Here is a 21,746-nt window from a genome sequence, read left to right on the forward strand (position 1 = left end):
CCTAAGCCGATTTCTTGGTGTCGGCGTTCGACGACGTGCCCGGCTGGGTGTTGTCAGCCGACGGGAGTTCCCGCTGCGGGGCGTCGGGAGATGCCGGTGCGGTGTCGGCAGGCTTGTCGTCCTTCTGCATCTCCTTGACCTCGCTCTTGAAGATGCGCAGCGACTGTCCGAGACCTCGGGCGGCGTCCGGCAGCTTCTTCGAGCCGAACAGGATCAGCAGCACGACGGCGACAATCGCCCAGTGCCACCACGAAGTGAAGCCCATGAGATCACCCTTCAGATCGGATCCAGACCGTATCCAATGCTACCCGAGTTGTCTGAGGCCGGTGGACCGCCCGGTTCAGCGGTAGCGCTCGCGCGCACTCGCCGCCGATTCCACGACCGCCGCCGCGACTTTCTGATCGTCGACGACGCGGACCGAGCCGCCGAAGCCGAGCAGGAAACGGGTCAGCCACTCGGGTGAGCCGTAGACCATGCGGGCGCGGACCGGTTCATCCGGATGGCGGTCGTCGATCGAGGTGGTCGGCTCCACCGGGTAGTAGTCGAGAATCCACAGGTGGTCGGGATCGATCTCGAGTTCGACCGCCGGCAGATCGGGGTTCTCCGGGACGAGCACCGACTGCGACGACCACTCGGCCTCGGCCGGCGGGTTGCTCGGTTCGTCCAGTTCGACGGCGGTGTCGATGCGGTCGAAGCGGAACAACCGCACGCCCTCGGCCATGCGACACCAGGCTTCGAGGTAGGTGTGCTGGTCCATCACCTGCAGCCGGATCGGGTCGACGACACGGTCGGTGACGCTGTCCCGGCTCGCCGAGTAGTAGCTCAGCTGAAGCGCACGTCCTCGACGCACGGCTTCGCGGACGGTGGTGAAGGTCGGGTTCTCCCCCGGCGATGCCTCGAACTCCGCACCGGAGGACAGACCCGGCACGGCGGTCGCCCCGACCGCCTCCTCGATCTTGGCGATGGCACGCCGCGCGGCGGTCACGTCGACCACACCGGGCGTCTCCACGAGAGCACGCAGTGCCACGAGCAGGGTGCTGGCCTCCACGGTCGTGAGCCGCAGCGGACGGTCCATGCCCGCGGTGAACCCGACGCTGACGAAGCCCTCGCTGAACTCGAGTTCGATCAGGTCGTCGGGGTAGTAACCCGGGAGCCCGCACACGAACAGCAACTCGAGGTCCTTGGTGAGCTGCGTCTGGGTGACGCCGAGTTCGCGCGCGGCCTGCTCGATCGAGATGCCGCGCCGAGCCTGGAAATACGGGACCATCGCCAGCAGCCGGTTCAGGCGCGACGGTTGTGCACCGGCCATCAGGCGCTCACCCCCGCCAGGCGGTCCAGGCCGGCGATCACGAGGTCGCGCAGCTCTGGCGGATCGAGGACGACCGCGTCCCGGCCCACGCCCAGCGCCATGCGCGCCACCGCCGACAGCGAATGGATGTCGAGGGTCAGCACGTCGCCCGCCTCACCGTCGAGGTCAGCGGGTTCGGAGGTGGTCGCGGCCCGGCGGAGTCCGGCGGCCCGGCCCGCGGCCACCCAGATGCGCGCGGTGCGACCGTCGGTGCCCGCCGCGGAATCGACCGCCGCGGAGACGATCTGCTGGAGGTCCGTGCCGACGGGCACGTCGACGGCATCGGCGGGTCCGACCGGCGTCACCGTCGAGATCCGCGACAGGCGGAACGTGCGGGTGGCGGCCCGGTCGAGGTCGTGTCCGACGACGTACCAGCGGCCGTGGTGGGACACCACACCCCAGGGCTCGACCCGACGGACGGCCGGGGTCGCGGTCGCCGACGACCGGTGGGTGAACTCGACGGCGCGCTTGACCTGGATCGCGCCGAGGAGTCCGGCGATGACCTGCTCCGAACCCATCGATCGCGTCGACCCGCCGGCGGTGAAGCCGAGGTCGTCCTCCGAGCGGACGTCGAGGCCCGCGGCGCGCAGCTTGAGGATCGCGGTCTGCGACAGCGTGGAGACCTCCGGGGTGTCCCAGAGCGCGGCGGCCATGGCGATCGCGGCGGCCTCGTCGGAGTCCAGGGAGATCTCGGGCAGCTCGTAGGTGTCACGGTCGATGCGGTATCCCTCGGCGCCCGCCGCCATCGGCGAACGTCCGGTGACCAGCGGGATGCCGAGGTCGCGCAGTTCGTTCTTGTCCCGCTCGAACATCCGGTTGAATGCCTCGTCGGACTTGTCGCCGTCCTGGTAACCGGCGACGTTGCGTCGGATGTAGTCGGCGGTGACGTACTGCTTCGTCCACAGCAGACAGATCACCAGATTGAGCAGTCGCTCGACTTTGGGAGTGGCCACTGCGTCAGGTTAGATCCTTGCCGATCAGGCGGTGCGGAGGCTCGCTCACATGGATGCGATCAGCCGGTCGACCCGCTCGTCGACGCTGCGGAACGGGTCCTTGCACAGCACGGTGCGCTGGGCCTGGTCGTTCAGCTTGAGGTGCACCCAGTCGACCGTGAAGTCGCGTCCCGCTTTCTGCGCCGCCGAGATGAAGTCACCACGGAGCTTGGCACGGGTGGTCTGCGGCGGCTCGTTGACGGCGGTCTTGATGGCCTCGTCGGTGGTCGCACGGGCCACGAGCCCCTTGCGCATCAGGACGTCGAACACACCGCGGCCGCGCTTGATGTCGTGGAAGGCGAGGTCGAGCTGCGCGATCTTCGGGTCCGACAGCTCCATCGAATACTTGTCCTGGTAGCGCTGAAACAGCTTTCGTTTGATGACCCAGTCGATCTCGGTGTCGACCTTCGCGAAGTCGTCGGCCTCGACCGCGTCGAGCATGCGGCCCCACAGGTCGACGACCATGTCCATCTCGGGGTCGGGACGGCGGTTGGTGAGGTGCTCGACCGCGCGGGCGTGGTACTCGCGCTGGATGTCGAGGGCACTGGCCTGCCGTCCGCCGGCGAGACGCACGGGACGCCGGCCGGTGGGATCGTGGCTGACCTCGCGGATGGCGCGGATCGGATTGTCCAGGGCGAAATCCCGGAACGCCACGCCGGCCTCGATCATCTCGAGCACCAGCGCCGCCGAGCCGACCTTCAGCAGGGTCGTCATCTCGGACATGTTCGAGTCGCCGACGATGACATGCAGGCGCCGGTACTTCTCGGCGTCGGCGTGCGGCTCGTCGCGGGTGTTGATGATCGGGCGCGAGCGGGTGGTGGCCGAGGAGACGCCCTCCCAGATGTGCTCGGCGCGCTGCGAGAGGCAGAAGGTGGCGGCCTTCGGGGTCTGCAGCACCTTGCCTGCGCCGCAGATCAGCTGCCGGGTCACCAGGAACGGCAGGAGGACGTCGGAGATCCGGGAGAACTCCCCCGCCCGCACGACGAGGTAGTTCTCGTGGCAGCCGTAGGAGTTGCCCGCGGAGTCGGTGTTGTTCTTGAACAGGTAGATGTCGCCGCCGATCCCCTCGTCGGCAAGACGCTGCTCGGCGTCGACGAGCAGGTCCTCGAGGACCAGTTCGCCGGCGCGGTCGTGGTTGATCAGCTGGATCAGGCTGTCACACTCGGCGGTCGCGTATTCGGGGTGCGATCCGACGTCGAGGTACAGGCGTGCGCCGTTCTGCAGGAAGACGTTCGACGACCGACCCCATGACACGACGCGGCGGAACAGGTACCGCGCGACCTCGTCAGGACTCAGCCGCCGATGACCGTGGAAGGTGCATGTGACACCGAACTCGGTCTCGATGCCCATGATTCGTCGCTGCACTTGACCAACCCTACTCGCGGGACCCGCGGCCGACCGGGCAGAAGCGCCAGGCCGACCGCGAGTCGTCGCGTTCTAGTCCGATCCGCCGGAAGAGTCGCCGCCGGAGGTGGTGTCGTCCGCTGAGGAACCCTCGGCCGGGGAGTTGGTCGTGGGTGCGGCAGCGGGCAGGAGTTCCTCGACCGCGGCCGAGGTCAGGCGCTTGAACGCCCGTCGCGGCCGGTTGCGGTCGAGAATCGCGACCTCGAGGTCGCCGGCGGTCAGCTCGCGCGGCGACGCCGGGGCTCCGTTGCCGGAGTCGGCCGGGGTGGCGAGCGCCTTGACCGCGACCCCGATCGCCTCGGCGAGCGCCATGTCGGGGGCATAGCTCTCCTTGAGAGCCGCCGCGATCGGTTCGGTCGCGCCGCCCATCACCAGGAACCGGGTCTCGTCGGTGATCGACCCGTCGTAGGAGATGCGGTACAGCTGAGACGGTTTCGGCTTGCCCGCCCGGGCGACCTCGGCCACGCACAGCTCGACCTCGAACGGCTTGGCCTGCTCGGTGAAGACGCTGCCCAGGGCATTGGCGTAGGTGTTGGCCAGGGACAGACCGGACACGTCGGCGCGGTCGTAGCTGTAGCCCCGCATGTCGGCGAGCTGGATTCCTGCCTTGCGCAGGCTCTCGAACTCGTTGTACTTGCCCACCGCGGCGAAGCCGATGCGGTCGTAGATCTCGCTCGTCTTCCGCAGGGTGTTCGACGGGTTCTCCGCGACGAACAGCACCCCGTCGGCATAGGTCAGGATCACCACGGACCGCCCGCGTGCGATGCCCTTGCGCGCGAGCTCCGAGCGATCGCGCATGATCTGCTCGGCACTGGCGTAATACGGGAAGGTCATCGGGCACCTCCCTCGTGCTCGGCGGCACGGCGTTCGACGACGGCCCGCGCCGCACTCTCGATCTCGGCCGCGTCCACCTCCCGTGCACCTTGTGCGTCGACGACCGCGGCCATCGGGAAGATCTTGCGGACCAGGTCCGGTCCGCCGGTCGCCGAATCGTCGTCGGCGGCGTCGTAGAGCGACTCGACCGCGATGGCGATCGCCTCGTCGGCGGTCAGGTCCGAGCGGTAGAGCTTCTTCAGCGACGACTTCGCGAACACCGATCCGGAACCGATGGCCGTGTAGCCGCCGAACTCCTCGTGACGGTCACCCGCCACGTCGAAGCTGAAGATCCGGCCGCGTTCGGTCGGGTCGTCGTGGTCGATGTCGTAGCCCACGAGAAGAGGGATCGCGGCGAGACCCTGCAGGGCCGCGCCGAGGTTGCCGCGCACCATGCTCGCGAGCCGGCTGACCTTGCCGTCGAGCGTGAGCGGGACACCCTCGATCTTCTCGTAGTGCTCGAGTTCGACGGCGAAGAGCCGGACCATCTCGATCGCGATACCCGCGGTGCCGGCGATGCCGGCCGCCGAGTACTCGTCGGTGATGTAGACCTTCTTGACGTCGCGCGTGGCGATCAGGTTGCCCATCGTGGCCCGCCGGTCACCGGCGAGCACGACCCCACCCGGATACGACACGGCGACTATCGTCGTGCCGTGCGGGATGTCTCCGGCGCCGTCTGCGCCCCCGGCGAACGAACCCACGCGATCAACCTGAGCCTGCGGAAGCTGCTCCGGCGCGTGCAACCGCAGGAACTCGGTGAACGACGAGATGTCCGCGCCGAGAGCAGAACCCGTACGAAATTGTGAAAAAGGGGGCAGTGATCCGAACCTGTCGCTCACTGGCCGCCCTTCTGCACGTAAGCACGCACGAAGTCCTCGGCGTTCTCCTCGAGCACGTCATCGATCTCGTCGAGCAGGTCGTCGGTGTCCTCGGCCAGCTTCTCGCGACGTTCCTGTCCGGCACCGGAATCGGGGCCGACGCCCTCATCGTCGCCGCCGCCACCACGCTTGGTCTGTTCCTGCGCCATCTGCTGCCTCCTTGAAACCGATCGCCCCTTGGCGGGCTACCCGCGACCGACCACCATCGGGTCTTGCGACCCCTGGGATCTCACCGGCTTCCGCCGGGCGCTGATCCCTGGTGAATCGGCCTCGGAATCGTGTGGTCCCACACTACCTGTGGCGGCGACAACTGGGGCGGAACAAAGCACATGCCCCGCGCGTGTCAGGTCGTCAGCTGGTCGACCAGTTCGGCGGCGGAGTTGACCGAATCGAGAAGCTTGCCCACGTGGGCCTGCGTCCCGCGCAGCGGCTCGAGCGTCGGGATGCGGACGAGGGAGTCCCCGCCGAGGTCGAAGATGACCGAATCCCAGCTGGCCGCGGCGACATCTGCCCCGAAACGACGGAGACATTCGCCGCGGAAATAGGCGCGGGTGTTGCGCGGCGGCTCGTGGATCGCGGCGAGCACGTCGTTCTCGTCGACCAGACGCTTCATCGAGCCGCGCGCGACGAGGCGGTTGTAGAGACCCTTGTCGAGGCGGACGTCGGAGTACTGCAGGTCGATGAGCTGCAGGCGCGGGGCCGACCAGGACAGGCCCTCACGCTGGCGGAAGCCCTCCAGGATGCGCAGCTTGGCCGGCCAGTCGAGGATGTCGGAGCATTCCATCGGATCGCGCTCGAGGCGGTCGAGCACATCCGCCCACGTCTCGAGGACGTGCTTGGCCCGCTCGTCGTCGGAGTGCTCCTGCTCGTGGAACTTCATGCAGCGTTCGAGGTACTCGCGCTGCAGGGCCAGGCCGGTGAGCTCGCGGCCGTCGGTGAGTGCGACGGTCGCGGTCAGGGTCGGATCGTGACTGATGGTGTGCACGGCCTGGACCGGGCGGGCGAGCTCGATGTCGGAGAAGTCGACGCCCGCCTCGATGAGGTCGAGGACCAGCGCGGTGGTCCCGACCTTGAGGTAGGTCGCGGTCTCGGCCAGGTTGGCGTCGCCGATGATGACGTGCAGCCGGCGGTAGCGCTCCGGGTCGGCGTGGGGCTCGTCGCGGGTGTTGATGATGCCGCGCTTGAGGGTGGTCTCGAGACCGACCTCGACCTCGATGTAGTCCGAGCGCTGCGAGAGCTGGAAGCCCGCCTCGTCGCCCGACTGGCCGATGCCCACGCGACCCGAGCCGGTGATGACCTGACGCGAGGCGAAGAACGTGGTCAGACCCGCGATGACCGCGGTGAACGGGGTCTCGCGGGCCATCAGGTAGTTCTCGTGGGTGCCGTACGAGGCGCCCTTGCCGTCGATGTTGTTCTTGTAGAGCTGCAGCTTGGGCGCACCCGGAACGCTCGCCACGTGGCGTGCGGCGGCCTCCATGACGCGTTCGCCCGCCTTGTCCCAGATGACCGCGTCCATCGGGTCGGTCACCTCGGGTGCGGAGTACTCCGGATGGGCGTGGTCGACGTACAGGCGGGCGCCGTTGGTGAGGATCATGTTGGCCGCGCCGATCTCGTCGGCGTCGATGATCGGAGCCGGTCCGGAACCGCGGCCGAGGTCGAATCCGCGGGCGTCGCGGAGCGGGGACTCGACCTCGTAATCCCAGCGCGTGCGCTTGGCGCGGGGCACGCCGGCGGCCGCCGCATAGGCGAGAACGGCCTGCGTGGAGGTCATGATCGGATTCGCGGTCGGGTCGCCGGGCGCGGAGATTCCGTACTCGACCTCGGTACCGATGATTCGCTGCATGCTTCGAGGGTAGAGGGTGATGCGGAGAGGCTCGCAGCGTCCCGCTCGCAGGGCGGGCCCGGCACCAGTACCGTCGTCGCCGTGAAAGCTTTCCGCCGGTTCACCGTTCGGGTGCCGCTGCCTCCCGAACTCGCCGCCCTCGGTCCCCTGTCGCACAACCTGCGCTGGGTGTGGAACCCGCCGACCCAGGAGTTGTTCGCCACGATCGACGCCGAGCGGTGGGAGGCGACGGGTGATCCGTTGCGGGTGCTCGCCGACGTCGACCCGGCCCGGCTGACCGAGCTGGCGGCCGACGGGGACTTCCGCGCGCGGGTCTCGGCGGCGCACGCGAGTCTCGAGGAGTACCTCGATGCGCCGCAGTGGTTCGGCGGGTACGCGCAGACCCATCCGGTCCCGCCCGGGATCGCGTACTTCTCCATGGAGTTCGGCGTCTCCGAGGTGCTGCCCATCTACTCCGGCGGGCTCGGCATCCTCGCCGGCGATCACCTGAAGGCCGCCTCGGACCTCGGGCTCCCGCTGATCGGCGTCGGACTGTTCTACCGGTCCGGCTACTTCCGCCAGGGCCTCGACCACGACGGCCGGCAGGTGGAGCGATATCCGGTCAACGACCCGCGGGATCTGCCGCTGACCCTCCTCACCGACGGGGACGCGCCCGTCGTCGTCGAGATCTCCATGCCCGACGGCCGGACCCTGTCTGCACAGGTGTGGGTTGCCAGCGTCGGCCGGATCCCGTTGCTGCTCCTCGACTCCAACATCGCAGCCAACACCGACGACCAGTTGCGCGGCGTCACCGACCGGCTCTACGGCGGCGACCAGGAGCATCGCATCCTGCAGGAGATCCTCCTCGGCATCGGCGGGGTGCGCGCGCTACGCGCCTATGTGCGGGCGACCGGCCGGGACGAGCCGACGGTGTTCCACATGAACGAGGGCCACGCCGGATTCCTGGGCACCGAACGCATCCGGGAGTACGTGGCCGCCGGGCTCGACTTCGACACCGCCGAGGCCGTGGTCCGGGCGTCGAACATCTTCACCACGCACACCCCGGTGCCGGCGGGGATCGACCGCTTCCCCACCGATCTGGTGAACCGGTACCTCGACGCCGACGCCTCCGGGACCTCGCGACTGCTGCCCGGCCTGCCCGCGTCGACCATCGCCGAGCTCGGCGACGAGGCCGACCCGGGCGTGTTCAACATGGCGCACATGGGCTTTCGGCTCGGCCAGCGCAGCAACGGCGTCTCGCAGCTGCACGGCGAGGTGAGCCGGGAGATGTTCGCCGACCTGTGGCCCGGCTTCGACGCCGCGGACGTGCCGATCGGCGCGGTGACCAACGGCGTGCACGGCCCAACCTGGGTGGCGAAGGTGTGGCGTGACTTCGCCTCGAGTGACGAGGATTCCGCGCCCGAGGTCTACGCCGGGCTGCCCGCCGAGACGATCTGGTCGACCCACGAATCGCTGCGGGCCGAGCTCGTCGCCGAGGTCCGGCGCCGGGCGCATGCGAGCGGACGCGAGCGTGGCTTCACCGACGCCGAACTCGGTTGGACCGCCGACCTCTTCGACCCGGGCGTGCTGACGATCGGATTCGCCCGTCGCGCAGCAACGTACAAGCGGCTCACGCTCATGCTGCGCGACCCGGACCGCATGCGCCGCATCCTCACCGACCCGGACCGGCCGGTGCAGCTCGTCATCGCGGGCAAGGCGCATCCGGCGGACGACGGTGGCAAGGCGCTCATCCAGCAGGTGGTGCGTTTCGCCGAGGACCCGCAGTTGCGCGACCGCATCGTGTTCCTGCCCGACTACGACATCTCGATGGCCCGCCACATCTACGCCGGCTGCGACGTGTGGCTGAACAACCCGGTGCGGCCGATGGAGGCGTGCGGGACATCGGGGATGAAGTCGGCGCTCAACGGCGGCCTCAACCTGTCCATCCTGGACGGCTGGTGGGACGAGATGGCCGACGACGACAACGGTTGGGCCATCCCGTCGGCCGAGGGAGTCGAGGACGAGAACCGGCGCGACGACCTCGAGGCCGAAGCTCTCTACGCACTCCTCGAGGACACGGTGATCCCGCTGTTCTATCAGCGGGACGAGAACGGGCTGCCGACGCGGTGGGTGGAGATGATGCGCCACACGCTCACCCGTCTGGGCCCCCAAGTCCTCGCCTCGCGCATGGTTCGCGACTACACCACCGAGCTGTACTGCCCCGCCGCGGCGGCCTACGTCGCCGCGTGCGCCGACGATCATGCCGGCGCCCGTGACCTCGCCGTCTATCGGCGGGAGATCGAGACCGGTTGGGGCTCGGTCGTCGTCGCGGGTGTGGACGAGGAGAGCGAGAACGACGGTCTCCGCGTGTCCGCCCACGTGGCGGTCGGCGAACTCGACCCCGACAGTCTCCGTGTCCAACTCGTGCTGGGCCGCGTGACCGACGACGGCGACATCGTCGACCCCGCGATCACCGACATGAGCCCGGCCGCCGAACGAGATGCGTCGGGTCGCGTGATCTTCTCGGTGCTGGCCACCCCGCCGGCGTCGGGCCACCTCGGCTACACGGTGCGCGTACTCCCCCGCCACGAACAGCTCTCGCACGACGCGGAACTCGGACTCGTCCGGTATCCGGTGGCGTCGGGCGATGCGGCGGGATAGGCGAAGGCCGTACGAGCTCGGCCCGACTGCCGAACCTCAGCCCCGACCGCCAGACCTCGATCGACGTCTGCCGGTCGAGTTGACGTCTACCGGTCGGGTGCGGCTGGCTCAGCGCTTTTTCAGCCGCAACCGTGAGTAGGTGAAGGCCAGCAGCAGGAAGCTGATGAAGGCGAGCACCGAGTAGGCGATGGCGCTGTGGGCGATCGAGGTCTCCCACAACGTGATCCGCTGGGGTGCGGCGACGTTGATGTTGTACAGGTCGACACTGCCGGCGGCGGTGACGTAACCCCAGAACGAGGGGAAGATCCACGACAGTTGCTGCAGGCCGACACCGTCCAGCTTGAACAGGCCGCCGCAGAAGACGAGCTGCACCATCACCACGATGACCAGCGGCGGCATCACCTGTTCGTTGGATTTCACCGCCGACGAGATCGCGAGTCCGACAAGGGTGCTCACACAGGCGAGCACGGCGACGGCGAACAGCAGGGCCAGCGGCGGGGGCAGGATCGGGCCGCCGAAGTCGGGTAGCCCACGACCGGCGAAGGTGATGCCGACCATGATGATCGTCTGCAGGATCGCGGCGATGAAGAAGACCACGATCTTCGCGAACAGGTAAGCGCCGGGACGCAATCCGACGGCTCTCTCCCGCTCGAAGATGTCGCGCTCACCGACGAGGTCGCGCACCGTCAGAGCCGCACCCATGAACGCGGCACCCACGACGAGGACCACCAGGATCTGGATCGCCTCCGCGCCGTCTTTGGGTGGCGGCGCGTTCGGGATCACCTCGAGTCGGGCGAAACCACTCGACCCCGGGATGACCAGCGTCAGCAGTCCGAGGACCACCGGCAGCAACACCAGGAACACCAGATAGCCGATGTCGGCGAAGACGAGCCGTACCTGGCGTCGGGCGATGGTCGACGCCTGTCTGGTGAAGCTGGTGTGCGGCACCGGTATCGGCGGGCCCGGAGGACGTTGCGGCGGCGGTGGATTCGGAGCACGCCGATGCCGTTCGAGGTAGCGCGTGTACGCGGCGTCGGGCTGGTCGGCGACATAGGCGAAGATCTCCGCCCAGTCGGAGGTCCCCATCTCCTGTTCGACCTGCGCCGGCGCACCGCAGAACGAGGTCTTGCCGCCCGGGGCGAGCAGCAGCACCTGGTCGCACATCGACAGGTACGTCAGCGAGTGGGTGACCACGAGGACGACGCGGCCGGCGTCGGCGAGGCGCCGCAGGGTCGCCATCACCTGGCGGTCGAGGGCCGGGTCGAGACCCGACGTCGGCTCGTCGAGGATCAGCAGCGATGGACCGGTGAGCAGCTCCATCGCGACCGATGCACGCTTCTGCTGTCCGCCGGAGAGCTTCTCGACGCGGGTGTCGACGTGCTCGGTCAGTTGGAGTTCGCCGAGGACGCCGTCGATGACCCGGTCGCGGTCTTCTTTCGACAGGTCGGGCGGCAGTCGCAGCTCTGCCGCGTAGCGCAGGGCCTGCCGGAGCGTGAGCTTGTGGTGGAGCACATCCTTCTGCGGGACCATCCCGATTCGGGTGCGGAGGGCGTCGTATTCGGCGTGGACGTTGCGACTCTCGAAGGTGACCAGGCCGCTCGTCGGCGAGTTCAGGCCCGCGGCGATCTTCGACACGGTCGACTTGCCGGCGCCGGACGGGCCGATCACCGCGGTGAGCGTGCCGGGACTCGCGCTGAAGTCGACGTCGGCGAGAAGCCGCTTACCACCGTCGACGATGAGGCTGACCCCGTGCACGTGGAGACCGTCGGCGACCGCCGCGCTCTCCTGGCCGCGCATGAGCGTGCCGCCGGACACCACGAAGTCGCTGTTGCCGATCGTGACCACGTCACCGTCGGACAGCGGCGCGTTGTTGACCCGGCGGCCGTTGACGAAGGTGCCGTTGACGCTGCCGAGGTCGTCGATGACCAGGACGCCGCCGCGGCTCGACACCTGCGCGTGGTGGCGGGAGGCGAGGACGTCGCTGACGACGATGTCGTTGTCCGGTGTGCGGCCGATGCGCTGCACACCGCGCAGCGAGATCGACTCGCGCTCGGGCGGAGTCGGTGCTCCCGGAAGCCGGTAGACCGCCGAGACGTTCTGTTTCAGCGCCTGCAGATGCGGGGCGTCGCGCAGCTCGGCGGGCATCGGTTCCGGCGCACCGGCGCGCGAGGGTCCGCCCGAGGATCGTGACGGGATGCGGCCCGACTGCGGCATGTTCGGTCCCGGGTGGCCGGGGGCGGCGAAACCCGCTGACCGTGGCCCCGGCGGGAACGGACCCGGACGGGCGGGTGCGGACGGCATCTGACCGCTCGGCGGTGGCGGGTAGGCGGTCGGATCGATCACCAGGTCGACTATCGGACCGGTGCTCACGTCGCCGAGCCGGACCTGCGTCGGGCCGGCGACCATGAGCTCGGCCAGGCGTCGTCCGCCGGCGAAAAAGCCGTTGGTGCTACCGATGTCGACGAGATACCACGCAGCCCCGCGCCACTCGATGGCGAGATGCCGACGCGACACCATCGGATGATTGATCACGATGTCGTTGTCGGGTTCCCTGCCCAGGGTGATGCGCGGGGATTCGCCCAGCGGATGAGGCGCCCCACCGTCGACGATCACCCGACCGCGAGCCATCGATGTACTGTTCATCGCCGCCAACTTTAGTGCTTGACGACGGTTTTCATGCCGTTCTGTACAGCAGACGACCGACCCCCTGGGGAGTCGGTCGTCTGCTGGATGAGGCGCGTGCTACAGGTATTGCCCGGTGTTCGTCTCGGTGTCGATGGCGCGGCTCGTCCCGGAGGACTTGCCGGTGACCAGCGTGCGGATGTAAACAATCCGCTCGCCCTTCTTGCCCGAGATGCGAGCCCAGTCGTCCGGGTTGGTGGTGTTGGGCAGATCTTCGTTCTCCGCGAACTCGTCGAGGATCGAATCGAAGAGGTGCTGCACACGCAGACCCGGGGCACCGGTGTCGAGCTGCGACTTGATCGCGTACTTCTTCGCACGGTCGACGACGTTCTGGATCATCGCGCCCGAGTTGAAGTCCTTGAAGTACATGATCTCCTTGTCGCCGTTGGCGTAGGTGACCTCGAGGAACCGGTTGTCCTCGCTCTCTGCGTACATCCGCTCGACGACCTTCTCGATCATCGCCTTGATGCAGGCCGTGCGATCCCCGCCGAACTCGCCGATGTCGTCGGCGTGGATCGGCAGTTCCTCGGTGAGGTACTTCGAGAAGATGTCGATCGCCGACTCGGCGTCGGGACGCTCGATCTTGATCTTCACGTCGAGGCGGCCGGGACGCAGGATCGCGGGGTCGATCATGTCCTCGCGGTTCGACGCACCGATCACGATGACGTTCTCGAGGCCTTCCACACCGTCGATCTCGCTGAGCAGCTGCGGCACGACCGTGGTCTCGACGTCGGAGGAGACACCGGAGCCGCGGGTGCGGAAGATCGAGTCCATCTCATCGAAGAACACGATGACCGGGGTGCCCTCGGACGCCTTCTCCCGGGCGCGCTGGAAGATCAGCCGGATGTGACGCTCGGTCTCACCGACGAACTTGTTGAGCAGCTCGGGACCCTTGATGTTGAGGAAGTAGGACTTCGCCTCCTTGGCGTCGTCTCCGCGGGACAGCGCGATCTTCTTGGCAAGGGAGTTCGCGACGGCCTTGGCGATGAGCGTCTTACCGCAACCGGGCGGACCGTAGAGCAGCACGCCCTTCGGCGGCCGCAGCTGGTAGTCGCGGAACAGGTCCTTGTGCAGGAACGGCAGTTCGACGGCGTCGCGGATCTGTTCGATCTGCCGGCCGAGACCACCGATGTCCTCGTACCCGACGTCCGGCACCTCTTCGAGGACGAGGTCCTCGACCTCGGCCTTGGGCACCCGCTCGAAGGCGAACCCGGCCTTGGTGTCGATGAGCAGCGAGTCGCCCGGACGCAGCTTGCGGCGCTTGCCGTCCTCCGCGTCGACCTCGCCCAGCAACGGCTCGGCCAACCACACGACGCGCTCCTCGTCGGCATGACCGACGACCAGCGCCCGCTTGCCGTCCCCGAGAACCTCGCGCAGAGTGCTGATCTCGCCGACCGTGTCGAACGCCAAGGCCTCGACGATGGTCAGGGCCTCGTTCAGACGCAGCGTCTGGCCCTTGGTCAAGGTCTCGGTGTCGATGTTCGGCGAGCAGGTGAGCCGCATCTTGCGACCGGAGGTGAACACGTCGACGGTCGCGTCGGGGTACACCTCGAGCAGGACCCCGTAGCCGCTCGGCGGCTGACCGAGACGGTCGACCTCCTCGCGCAAGGCGACGAGTTGCTGACGCGCTTCTTTGAGCGTGTCGAGCAGCTTCGCGTTGCGCGCCGTGAGGCTGTCGACGCGTTCCTGGAGGCTATCGGTGTCTGCCTGGCGTCCGAACGACGGGCGTTCGGAACCACTCCGCGCGAGAGGCGGGGTGTAGGCAGGGGTGAAGCCCTCGTCGGGTGCACTCGCTCTCTCGGGGACCGCACGGTCCCCGGTGGCGTCATGGCGGTCAGATTCGGTCATTGCTGACTCCTCTCCCCGGCAATCACCCGATCCCACGATCGGAATGCTCGCGCCGTATCCCTACGCTACCGGCACGGACGCAGAATCGCCCTTCACCGGACCGATCGGGGGTGTTGAGGGTGTGTTAAATGTGCGTCTTCGCAACGTGATCGCGATGTTGACCGCGGTCGGGACGAGCAGAACTCAGCCCTTGGTCGGACGACGCTGCGGACGCAACGTGGTGGTGCCGTCGGCCAGCCTCCGGGCGGTGATCAGAAACGCGGTGTGGCCTTGCATTTTGTGTTCGGGCCGCACGGCCAGACCCACCGCCGACCACTCACGCAGCAGGGTTTCCCAGGCACGCGGTTCGGTCCAGCACTCCTGCTCGCGCAGCGCCTCGATCACGCGCGAGAGCTGGGTGACGGTCGCCACATAAATGGTCAGGACCCCGCCTGGTTTCAACACGGTGCGCACCACGTCGAGGGGCTCCCACGGCGCGAGCATGTCGAGGATGACGCGGTCGAAGCGTTCGTCCTGGTCGACGTTCGCGAGATCGTCGACGACGATGTTCCAGTTGTCCGGGCGGCCACCGAAGAAGGTCTCGACGTTGCGGATCGCATGCTCGGCGTGATCCTCGCGGATCTCGAAGGAGTTCACCTCGCCCTCGGTGCCGACGGCGCGGAGCAGTGAACACGTCAGCGCGCCGGATCCGGCGCCGGCCTCCAAGACGCGGGCGCCCGGGAAGATGTCGCCCTCGAGGACGATCTGCGCGGCGTCCTTGGGGTAGATGACCTGGGCACCGCGCGGCATCGAGAGCACGTAGTCGACGAGCAGCGGCCGCAACGCGAGGTACTGGGTGCCGCTGGTGGCCGAGACGACGCTGCCCTCGGGCGAGCCGATGAGATCGTCGTGCGAGATGGCGCCGCGGTGGGTGTGGAACTGCTTGCCCTCTTCGAGGAGCACCGTGAACTTTCGGCCCTTGGCATCGGTCAGTTGAACCCGGTCGCCGACGGCGAACGGTCCGGTGGTGGGCACTGGGTGCTTCCTCTCGTGAACGGGACGGAGCCGACGCCTCCGCGCTGGCGGAGAAGGTGGTGGTCGGGAGTCCGGTGGGCCGTGAGGACGATACCCGACCGCAGGTGGGTGTCGGACCGGCAGAGTGTCGGGGCTGCGGCCTAGTCTGCGAGATGTGAGCACGATGACCGGCACCGACAACCCCTCCGCCAGCGCGACCCCCGCGCCGGAGCCGCCCCCGTCGGAGGGGGCGCGCGGGATCGTCGGACGCCCCCTGGCTCTGTCTCCGTCGCGGGCGGCGGACTTCAAGCAATGCCCGCTCCTGTACCGGTTCCGCGCCATCGACCGTTTCCCGGAGACGCCGACCGCCGCACAGACCCGCGGCACCGTCGTCCATGCGGCACTCGAGAACCTCTTCGACATGCCTGCCGAGCTCCGCACCCAGGATTCGGCAGAGCTGCTCGTCGAGGGGGCCTGGGCGGCGCTGTGCGAGGAGGACCCGCAGCTCGCGCGGGTGATCGACGAGGGCGGTCAGGCGGCGTTCATCGCCGGTGCACACAAGCTCATCGCGACGTACTACACGATGGAGAACCCCACCGCCTTCGATGCCGACTCGGTGGAGGAACACGTCGAGATCGAGGCCGACGACATGCTGATGCGCGGCTTCATCGACCGTATCGACGTCGCACCGACCGGCGAGATCCGCGTCGTCGACTACAAGACCGGACGCTCCCCCGGCGAGGCCTACGAGGCCAAGGCGCTGTTCCAAATGAAGTTCTATGCGCTGGCGATCCTGCGGACGCGCGGCGTCGTGCCGGCCCGGCTGCAACTGATGTACCTGTCCGACGGCCAGCAGCTGATCTACCACCCCGATCACGACGAGCTGCTCCGCTTCGAGCGGACGCTGCGCGCGATCTGGCAGGCCATCCGCACCGGCGTCGCCTCCGGGGACTTCCGGCCGCGGAAGTCCCGGATGTGCCGGTTCTGCGAACACCAGTCGCGGTGCCCGGAGTTCGGCGGCGAGATCCCGCCCTACCCCGGTCCGCCGCCCGGGTTCGTCGCCTGAGGCACACCCCGGGACGCCCGATTATGTAGATGCACATAGGCTGGACACGTGGAGAGTTCGTACTACGTCCCCGTCGACGCCCCGGCGTCCGACGGCACCAGCCCGGCCGGCGACCCGTCGGCGCGATATGAGTACTTCCAGCCGACCGACGCCACCCTGAGCGTCTGGTCGCCGACCATGCAGCACGGCGGCCCGCCGTCGGCGCTGATGATGCGGTCGTTGCTGCGCTGCGACCCGGATCCCTCACAGCACTTCACCCGCGTGACGACCGAGATCCTCGGCCCGATCGGGCTGGGCGTCAACCGGATTCACGCTCGCGTGATCCGCCCGGGTAGGCAGATCAGTCTCGTCGAGACCGAGCTCGAGGTGCAGCGGGCCGACGGCTCGTTCCGCACGGCCGCGAAGTCGGTGGGCTGGCGCATCCGCGGCGCGGACACCAGCGAGATCGCCAACGGTCCCGCTCCCCTGACCCCGCTGCCCGACGAGCTGCCGAGCCAGATCGGGTTCCCCGACGACAGCGGCGAAGCAGTGAGCTGGGGAACGCTCGGGTTCATCGGAACCGTCGAATCGGCACGCACCGAGGGCCGCTACGGCGAGACCCCGGCGGTGTGGCTGCGCGCGGCCCTCCCGCTGGTCGAGGGCGAGAAGACCTCGGACCTCGAGGCCATGTTCATCGTGATCGACGTCGCCAACGGTGTGGGTACGAGACTGCGCCCGGACCGCTGGTCCTGGATGAACACCGACACCACCGTGCATCTGACGCGGGTACCGAGCGGGCCGTGGGTCGGCATCGACGCCAACATGGTCGCCGGACCCGACGGTTTCGGCGCGACCCTCGGCGACCTGTACGACACCTCCGGCTACATCGGCCGGTCGGCGCAGACGGTCTTGCTCAACGCCGTCGGCTGACCCTTCGAGGCGCTCGCAAGCTCGCTCCTCAGGGAGGAGAAAAGGGGCACCCCCGAGATTGGTCGAGGGTGCCCCTTTTCGCTCCCTGAGGAGGCCGGAGCCTGCGACGGACCGCCGTCCCCCGCCCCCTGAGGAGGCCGGAGCCTGCGACGGCCGTCTCGAAGGGTCAGAACCGGCAGGAGCGGATGTCGGTGGCGAGGATCGCCTTCGCGCCGAGCTCGGAGAGCTCATCCATCAGGTTCTGGTGGTCCTTGCGCGGAACCATCGCGCGGACGGCGACCCAATCGGGATCTGCCATCGGGGCGACCGTCGGGGACTCGAGGCCCGGGGTGATCGCCGTTGCCTTGTCGAGGAGCGACTTGGGGCAGTCGTAGTCGATCATCACGTACTGCTGTCCGAAGACGACGCCCTGGACGCGCGCGATGAACTGCTTCTCGGCTTTGGTGAGATCGGCGTCGCGCCGGGAGATCAGCACGGCCTCGGAGTCGCACAGCGACTCGCCGAAGGCAGCCAGCCCGTGCTGGCGCAGCGTGCGTCCGGAACCGACGACGTCGGCGATCGCGTCGGCCACCCCGAGCTGGATGGAGATCTCGACCGCGCCGTCGAGCCGGATGATGTCGGCGGTGATGCCGCGCCCGGCGAGGTCGTCGCGCACCAGGTTCGGGTACGACGTCGCGACGCGCTTGCCGGCGAGGTCGGCGACGGTCCACTCCTGGTCGGCCGGGGCCGCGTAGCGGAAGGTCGACGTGCCGAAGCCCATCGCGAGCTGCTCGTGGACCTGGGCTCCCGAGTCGCCGGCGAGGTCTCGGCCGGTGATGCCGAGGTCGAGGCGTCCCGACCCGACGTAGATGGCGATGTCCTTGGGACGGAGGAAGAAGAACTCGACGTCGTTGTTGTTGTCGAGAACCGTCAGATCCTTGGAGTCGGATCGTTTGCGGTAGCCGGCCTCGGAGAGAATGGCCGACGCGGATTCGGAGAGCGCACCCTTGTTGGGTACAGCCACTCGCAGCATCTCGATGTCCTTTTCGTGGGGTTGTGCTCAGCTGAGCGGGAGGTTGTGTGTCGGCGACCGGGGCTTCCGGTCACAGATGTCGGTACACGTCCTCCGGCTTGAGGCCCCGTTTGATCATCATCACCTGCAGCCAGTAGATGAGCTGGGAGATCTCCTCGCCGAGCGAGTCGTCGGACTCGTGCTCGGCGGCGAGCCACACCTCGCCGGCTTCTTCGATGATCTTCTTGCCCAGGGTGTGCACACCCGAGTCGAGCGCGGCGACCGTGCCCGACCCCGCGGGGCGGTTCTCGGCCTTGTCGCTGAGTTCGGCGAACAGCTCCTCGAATGTCTTCACGATTCCTCATTTTGGCATGTCGCGGTACGCGCGAGACCGCCGGTCCATGCCTCGGTGACGTCGTCGAGTCCCAATCCGACCAGAGAGCGTCGAAACACCCGCAGCGGTCCGGGTTCCACCGGTGCCGCGGATTCGACGACGAGGGTGAGACATCCGGCCGCCGTCGCGGCCTGAGCGCCGGTCGGGGAATCCTCCACCGCCAGGCATTCCGCGGTCGGCAATCCGAGCAGTTCGGCGGCGCGCATGTACGGGTCGGGAGCGGGTTTGCCGACGGCGACCTCGTCGCCGCAGACCGTGGTCGCGAAGCGATGACGGCCGATCGTCTCCAGGGCCACATCGGCTGCCTCACGCACCGTATTGGTGACCAGCGCCATCGGGATACCGGCACAGGCGATCAGTTCCAGCGCCTCGAGTGCGCCGGGTCGCCACGGGAGACCCTCCTGGAAGAGTTCGGTCACCCGGTCCAGCGTCCACCGTCCGTCCGCGGCGGGATCCCGGACCTCGGGCGACAGACCCGCGGCGTCGTGGACCTTCGCCAGCGCGTCGGGCAGGGAGTTGCCGAGCGTCGATTCGCGCAGGTGCGGGGTCATCGCGATGCCATGGAGCGCCGCCAGCTCGGACATCGCTATCTCCCAGATCGGCTCGGAGTCGAGCAGCGTGCCGTCCATGTCCCAGAGGACGGCGGCGGGGAGTCGGAATGCGGGATCAGCGGAGTCGGTCACCCCTGCATCATCGCAACCCATCGTTCCGTCGGCTCGTCGGCCGGGTAGAAAAGCTCGATCGTCAGCTCTTCGAGCGTGACATCGCGGGGTGAACCCAAGGTGGTCAGGGTGCTGAAGAAGGACAAGACCTCGTCGCCGAGTTCCAGCTCGAACGGCACCAGCAGCGAACCCACCTCTCGCGACCTGCCCGACACCTGCCCGCCGTTCAGACCGGACACGGTCGGATACGACGACACCTCGCGTTCGAGCTCGGCGAGTCGTTCGTCGCCGGTGATGCGCACCATCCGACGAAGGAGGTCGAGCAGGTAGGAGGCCCACTCGTCGAGGTTGTGCGTCATCCGCGCGAAGCCGTCGGGGTGCAGCGACACCCGGAACAGGTTGACCGGCCTGGCTTGGAGCTCGTCCGGGAGCAGGGACAGGAGCCGCATCGCGGTGTCGTTGGCCAACACGACGTTCCACGCGCGGTCGAGGGCCATCCCGATGTTGGGGTTGTGCGCGTCGAGCAGTCTCTTGACCTCGCCGCGCACGCGGGTCATCGTCTCCGAGTCGAGGGGCTCCTCGCTGTAGCGCGGTGCGTGACCGGCCGCGAGGAGGAGCGAATTACGTTCGCGCAGAGGGATGTCGAGACGTTCGGCCAGCGCGTGAAGCAGCCCCGGACTCGGGCGGGACTTACCCGTCTCGACGAAGCTGAGGTGCTTCGGCGAGACCCCGACCTCGTAGGCGAGGTCGAGCTGACTGATGGACCGGCGAGACCGCCACTGCTGCAGCAGAGTTCCCACCTCGACGGTCATGGGGTCATCGTAGACAGCTCTCGATCAGTTCGAGTGAGTACGCGATGGTCTGGGCGAGAACGTCTTCGGGCTCGCCGTCGAACTCCTTGCGGGTCGCGGAGACCCGGCCGCGATGGTCGAGTCCGAACCATACGGTTCCCGGTGCGGCCTCGTCGGGTTCCGGCCCCGCCTCGCCGGTCACCGCGACGACGATCTCGGCGTCGAACAGTCGCGCGGTGGTGGCCACCATGGCGCGTGCGGCCGTCTCGCTGACGACGGGCCCTTCGGGCACCTCGAGTAGGCCGAACTTCACGTCCTCGTGGTAGGCGATGACGCCGCCGCGGAACCAGTCCCCCGCCTGCGGGGCCTTGCTCAGCTCGCTCGCGAGGTTGCCGCCGGTCAGCGACTCCGCGACCGCGACGTGCACACCCTGCTCCACGATCGCGTCGGCCAGTCGCGCGCACGTCTCGGAGAAATCGGTCACGTCGGACATCGGTGGCTCGCCTTTCGGTCGGAATCTTCGATCACAGCACCCCGGCGATATCCGGATAGGGCCGAGATCAAACCACTACCTGGTAGGTAGTGGTGCCGGCGTCGGCGATGCGTCACTCTTGGGCCATGACCCAGACCAGCACAGATCGGCCGACCGCCATCCTGATCTCCCCGGCGATGGCCGTGCCGGCGCGGGTCTACCGACGGCTGACGGAGGCACTGACGGGATACGGGCTCGATGTCCGCGTCGTCGCGCGCCGCGGTGTCGAGGAAGGTACAACCCCGCCCTCCCACACCGCCGACTGGTCCTACGAGGACGAGGCCGCCGACCTCGCCGATGCGATCGCCGGCACCCGGGCCGACGTCCCGGGCACGCGGGTCGTCGTGGTCGGGCACAGCCTCGGTGCGCAACTCGCCGCGATGGTCGCCCAGTCGTCGGATCACACGCCCGACGGGATCGTCGCAGTGGGCGCGTCGGTGCCGGCGGTACGCCACTACGGGCTCCGCGGTCTGGCCCTGGGCGCGATCGCCGTGGCCGTCGGGCCCGTATCGGGTGCCGTCGGCCATTGGCCCCGGCAGGGTTTCGGCGGCCCCACGGCCCGAACGCTGATGCGGCAGTGGGCACGTATGGTCCTCACCGGTAGGGCGCCGTTCGCCCTCGACGGCTCGATCGAGACACCGACCCTGGCCATCCGGCTCGATGACGACGAGATCGTCACCGACGGTGCGGCATCAGCGTTCGACGCCGCGTTCTCGCCGGAGTCGATCACCCACTGGCGCTACGACGACGCACGATGCCCGGCGGGCGGCAACACGACGCACATCGGCTGGGTCCGTACGCCCGACGTCGTCGCGCAACGGATCGCGGAGTGGTGGGACTCGCAGGCAACCGGTGCACGGGCAGCCACCGAAGCCGACGCTCAGCGCCGGCCGGGGTAGG

Annotated in this window: 20 protein-coding genes; 4 read left to right on the forward strand and 16 right to left on the reverse strand. The window is 68.3% G+C overall.

Features of this window, described 5'->3' with window-relative positions:
• Window position 1: 1 nt before the first annotated feature.
• The 8 genes from tatA to dop form a co-directional block, all read right to left on the reverse strand.
• Window positions 2-265, reverse strand: coding sequence for a Sec-independent protein translocase subunit TatA (tatA, locus tag GKZ92_RS11755; protein ID WP_006360392.1), 264 nt, complete (start codon window positions 263-265; stop codon window positions 2-4).
• A gap of 75 nt (window positions 266-340) precedes the next feature.
• Window positions 341-1,309: a helix-turn-helix transcriptional regulator gene (locus GKZ92_RS11760; protein WP_006360393.1), complete on the reverse strand. Its 969-nt coding sequence runs from the start codon at window positions 1,307-1,309 to the stop codon at window positions 341-343.
• A complete protein-coding gene (locus GKZ92_RS11765; RefSeq protein ID WP_006360394.1) occupies window positions 1,309-2,301 on the reverse strand; it encodes a helix-turn-helix transcriptional regulator in 993 nt (330 codons plus the stop codon). Before GKZ92_RS11765 ends, GKZ92_RS11760 begins: the two co-directional genes overlap by 1 nt.
• Before the next feature lie 45 nt (window positions 2,302-2,346).
• The gene (gene pafA, locus GKZ92_RS11770) at window positions 2,347-3,705 is read right to left on the reverse strand and encodes a Pup--protein ligase (protein WP_005200010.1); all 1,359 of its coding nucleotides are present in this window, start codon (window positions 3,703-3,705) and stop codon (window positions 2,347-2,349) included.
• Between the two features lie 72 nt (window positions 3,706-3,777).
• On the reverse strand, window positions 3,778-4,578 hold the full coding sequence (gene prcA / locus GKZ92_RS11775) for a proteasome subunit alpha (protein WP_006360396.1): 801 nt from the start codon (window positions 4,576-4,578) through the stop codon (window positions 3,778-3,780).
• Complete coding sequence (gene prcB / locus GKZ92_RS11780) at window positions 4,575-5,456, reverse strand: proteasome subunit beta (protein ID WP_006360397.1); 882 nt, start codon at window positions 5,454-5,456, stop codon at window positions 4,575-4,577. Before prcB ends, prcA begins: the two co-directional genes overlap by 4 nt.
• On the reverse strand, window positions 5,453-5,644 hold the full coding sequence (locus GKZ92_RS11785; protein ID WP_004019064.1) for a ubiquitin-like protein Pup: 192 nt from the start codon (window positions 5,642-5,644) through the stop codon (window positions 5,453-5,455). Before GKZ92_RS11785 ends, prcB begins: the two co-directional genes overlap by 4 nt.
• A 194-nt stretch (window positions 5,645-5,838) precedes the next feature.
• Window positions 5,839-7,338, reverse strand: a complete 1,500-nt coding sequence (gene dop, locus GKZ92_RS11790; RefSeq protein ID WP_006360398.1) for a depupylase/deamidase Dop — start codon at window positions 7,336-7,338, stop codon at window positions 5,839-5,841.
• Between the two features lie 81 nt (window positions 7,339-7,419).
• Here dop and glgP point away from each other — a divergent pair, with 81 nt between their 5' ends.
• Window positions 7,420-9,978 carry an alpha-glucan family phosphorylase gene (glgP, locus tag GKZ92_RS11795; protein ID WP_035751590.1) on the forward strand — a complete coding sequence of 853 codons (2,559 nt, stop codon included), beginning with the start codon at window positions 7,420-7,422 and terminating at the stop codon, window positions 9,976-9,978.
• 108 nt (window positions 9,979-10,086) lie between these two features.
• Here glgP and GKZ92_RS11800 read toward each other — a convergent pair whose 3' ends face one another.
• The 3 genes from GKZ92_RS11800 to GKZ92_RS11810 form a co-directional block, all read right to left on the reverse strand.
• Entirely contained in the window at window positions 10,087-12,606 is a 2,520-nt protein-coding gene (locus GKZ92_RS11800) for an FHA domain-containing protein (RefSeq protein ID WP_035751708.1), read from the reverse strand.
• 114 nt (window positions 12,607-12,720) lie between these two features.
• On the reverse strand, window positions 12,721-14,508 hold the full coding sequence (gene arc, locus GKZ92_RS11805; protein ID WP_155225302.1) for a proteasome ATPase: 1,788 nt from the start codon (window positions 14,506-14,508) through the stop codon (window positions 12,721-12,723).
• Between the two features lie 183 nt (window positions 14,509-14,691).
• Window positions 14,692-15,522, reverse strand: coding sequence for a tRNA (adenine-N1)-methyltransferase (locus GKZ92_RS11810; protein ID WP_005200017.1), 831 nt, complete (start codon window positions 15,520-15,522; stop codon window positions 14,692-14,694).
• Between the two features lie 163 nt (window positions 15,523-15,685).
• Here GKZ92_RS11810 and GKZ92_RS11815 point away from each other — a divergent pair, with 163 nt between their 5' ends.
• Window positions 15,686-16,567: a RecB family exonuclease gene (locus GKZ92_RS11815; RefSeq protein ID WP_006360403.1), complete on the forward strand. Its 882-nt coding sequence runs from the start codon at window positions 15,686-15,688 to the stop codon at window positions 16,565-16,567.
• A 48-nt stretch (window positions 16,568-16,615) separates the two neighbouring features.
• Entirely contained in the window at window positions 16,616-17,476 is an 861-nt protein-coding gene (locus GKZ92_RS11820; protein WP_006360404.1) for a thioesterase family protein, read from the forward strand.
• 166 nt (window positions 17,477-17,642) lie between these two features.
• Here GKZ92_RS11820 and hisG read toward each other — a convergent pair whose 3' ends face one another.
• The 5 genes from hisG to GKZ92_RS11845 all read right to left on the reverse strand — a co-directional run bounded on the left by hisG (window position 17,643) and on the right by GKZ92_RS11845 (window position 20,807).
• On the reverse strand, window positions 17,643-18,488 hold the full coding sequence (gene hisG, locus GKZ92_RS11825) for an ATP phosphoribosyltransferase (RefSeq protein ID WP_006360405.1): 846 nt from the start codon (window positions 18,486-18,488) through the stop codon (window positions 17,643-17,645).
• Between the two features lie 70 nt (window positions 18,489-18,558).
• A complete protein-coding gene (locus GKZ92_RS11830; protein WP_006360406.1) occupies window positions 18,559-18,822 on the reverse strand; it encodes a phosphoribosyl-ATP diphosphatase in 264 nt (87 codons plus the stop codon).
• Window positions 18,819-19,490, reverse strand: a complete 672-nt coding sequence (locus GKZ92_RS11835) for an HAD family hydrolase (protein WP_042376306.1) — start codon at window positions 19,488-19,490, stop codon at window positions 18,819-18,821. Before GKZ92_RS11835 ends, GKZ92_RS11830 begins: the two co-directional genes overlap by 4 nt.
• Before the next feature lie 50 nt (window positions 19,491-19,540).
• Complete coding sequence (locus GKZ92_RS11840; RefSeq protein WP_035751582.1) at window positions 19,541-20,335, reverse strand: helix-turn-helix transcriptional regulator; 795 nt, start codon at window positions 20,333-20,335, stop codon at window positions 19,541-19,543.
• Window positions 20,336-20,339: 4 nt separating this feature from the next.
• Window positions 20,340-20,807, reverse strand: a complete 468-nt coding sequence (locus GKZ92_RS11845) for a CinA family protein (protein ID WP_006360409.1) — start codon at window positions 20,805-20,807, stop codon at window positions 20,340-20,342.
• A gap of 125 nt (window positions 20,808-20,932) precedes the next feature.
• Here GKZ92_RS11845 and GKZ92_RS11850 point away from each other — a divergent pair, with 125 nt between their 5' ends.
• A complete protein-coding gene (locus GKZ92_RS11850) occupies window positions 20,933-21,745 on the forward strand; it encodes an alpha/beta fold hydrolase (RefSeq protein WP_042376268.1) in 813 nt (270 codons plus the stop codon).
• Window position 21,746: the final 1 nt, after the last annotated feature.

This window comes from Gordonia sp. 135 (genome assembly GCF_009720185.1).
Lineage (GTDB): Bacteria > Actinomycetota > Actinomycetes > Mycobacteriales > Mycobacteriaceae > Gordonia > Gordonia alkanivorans.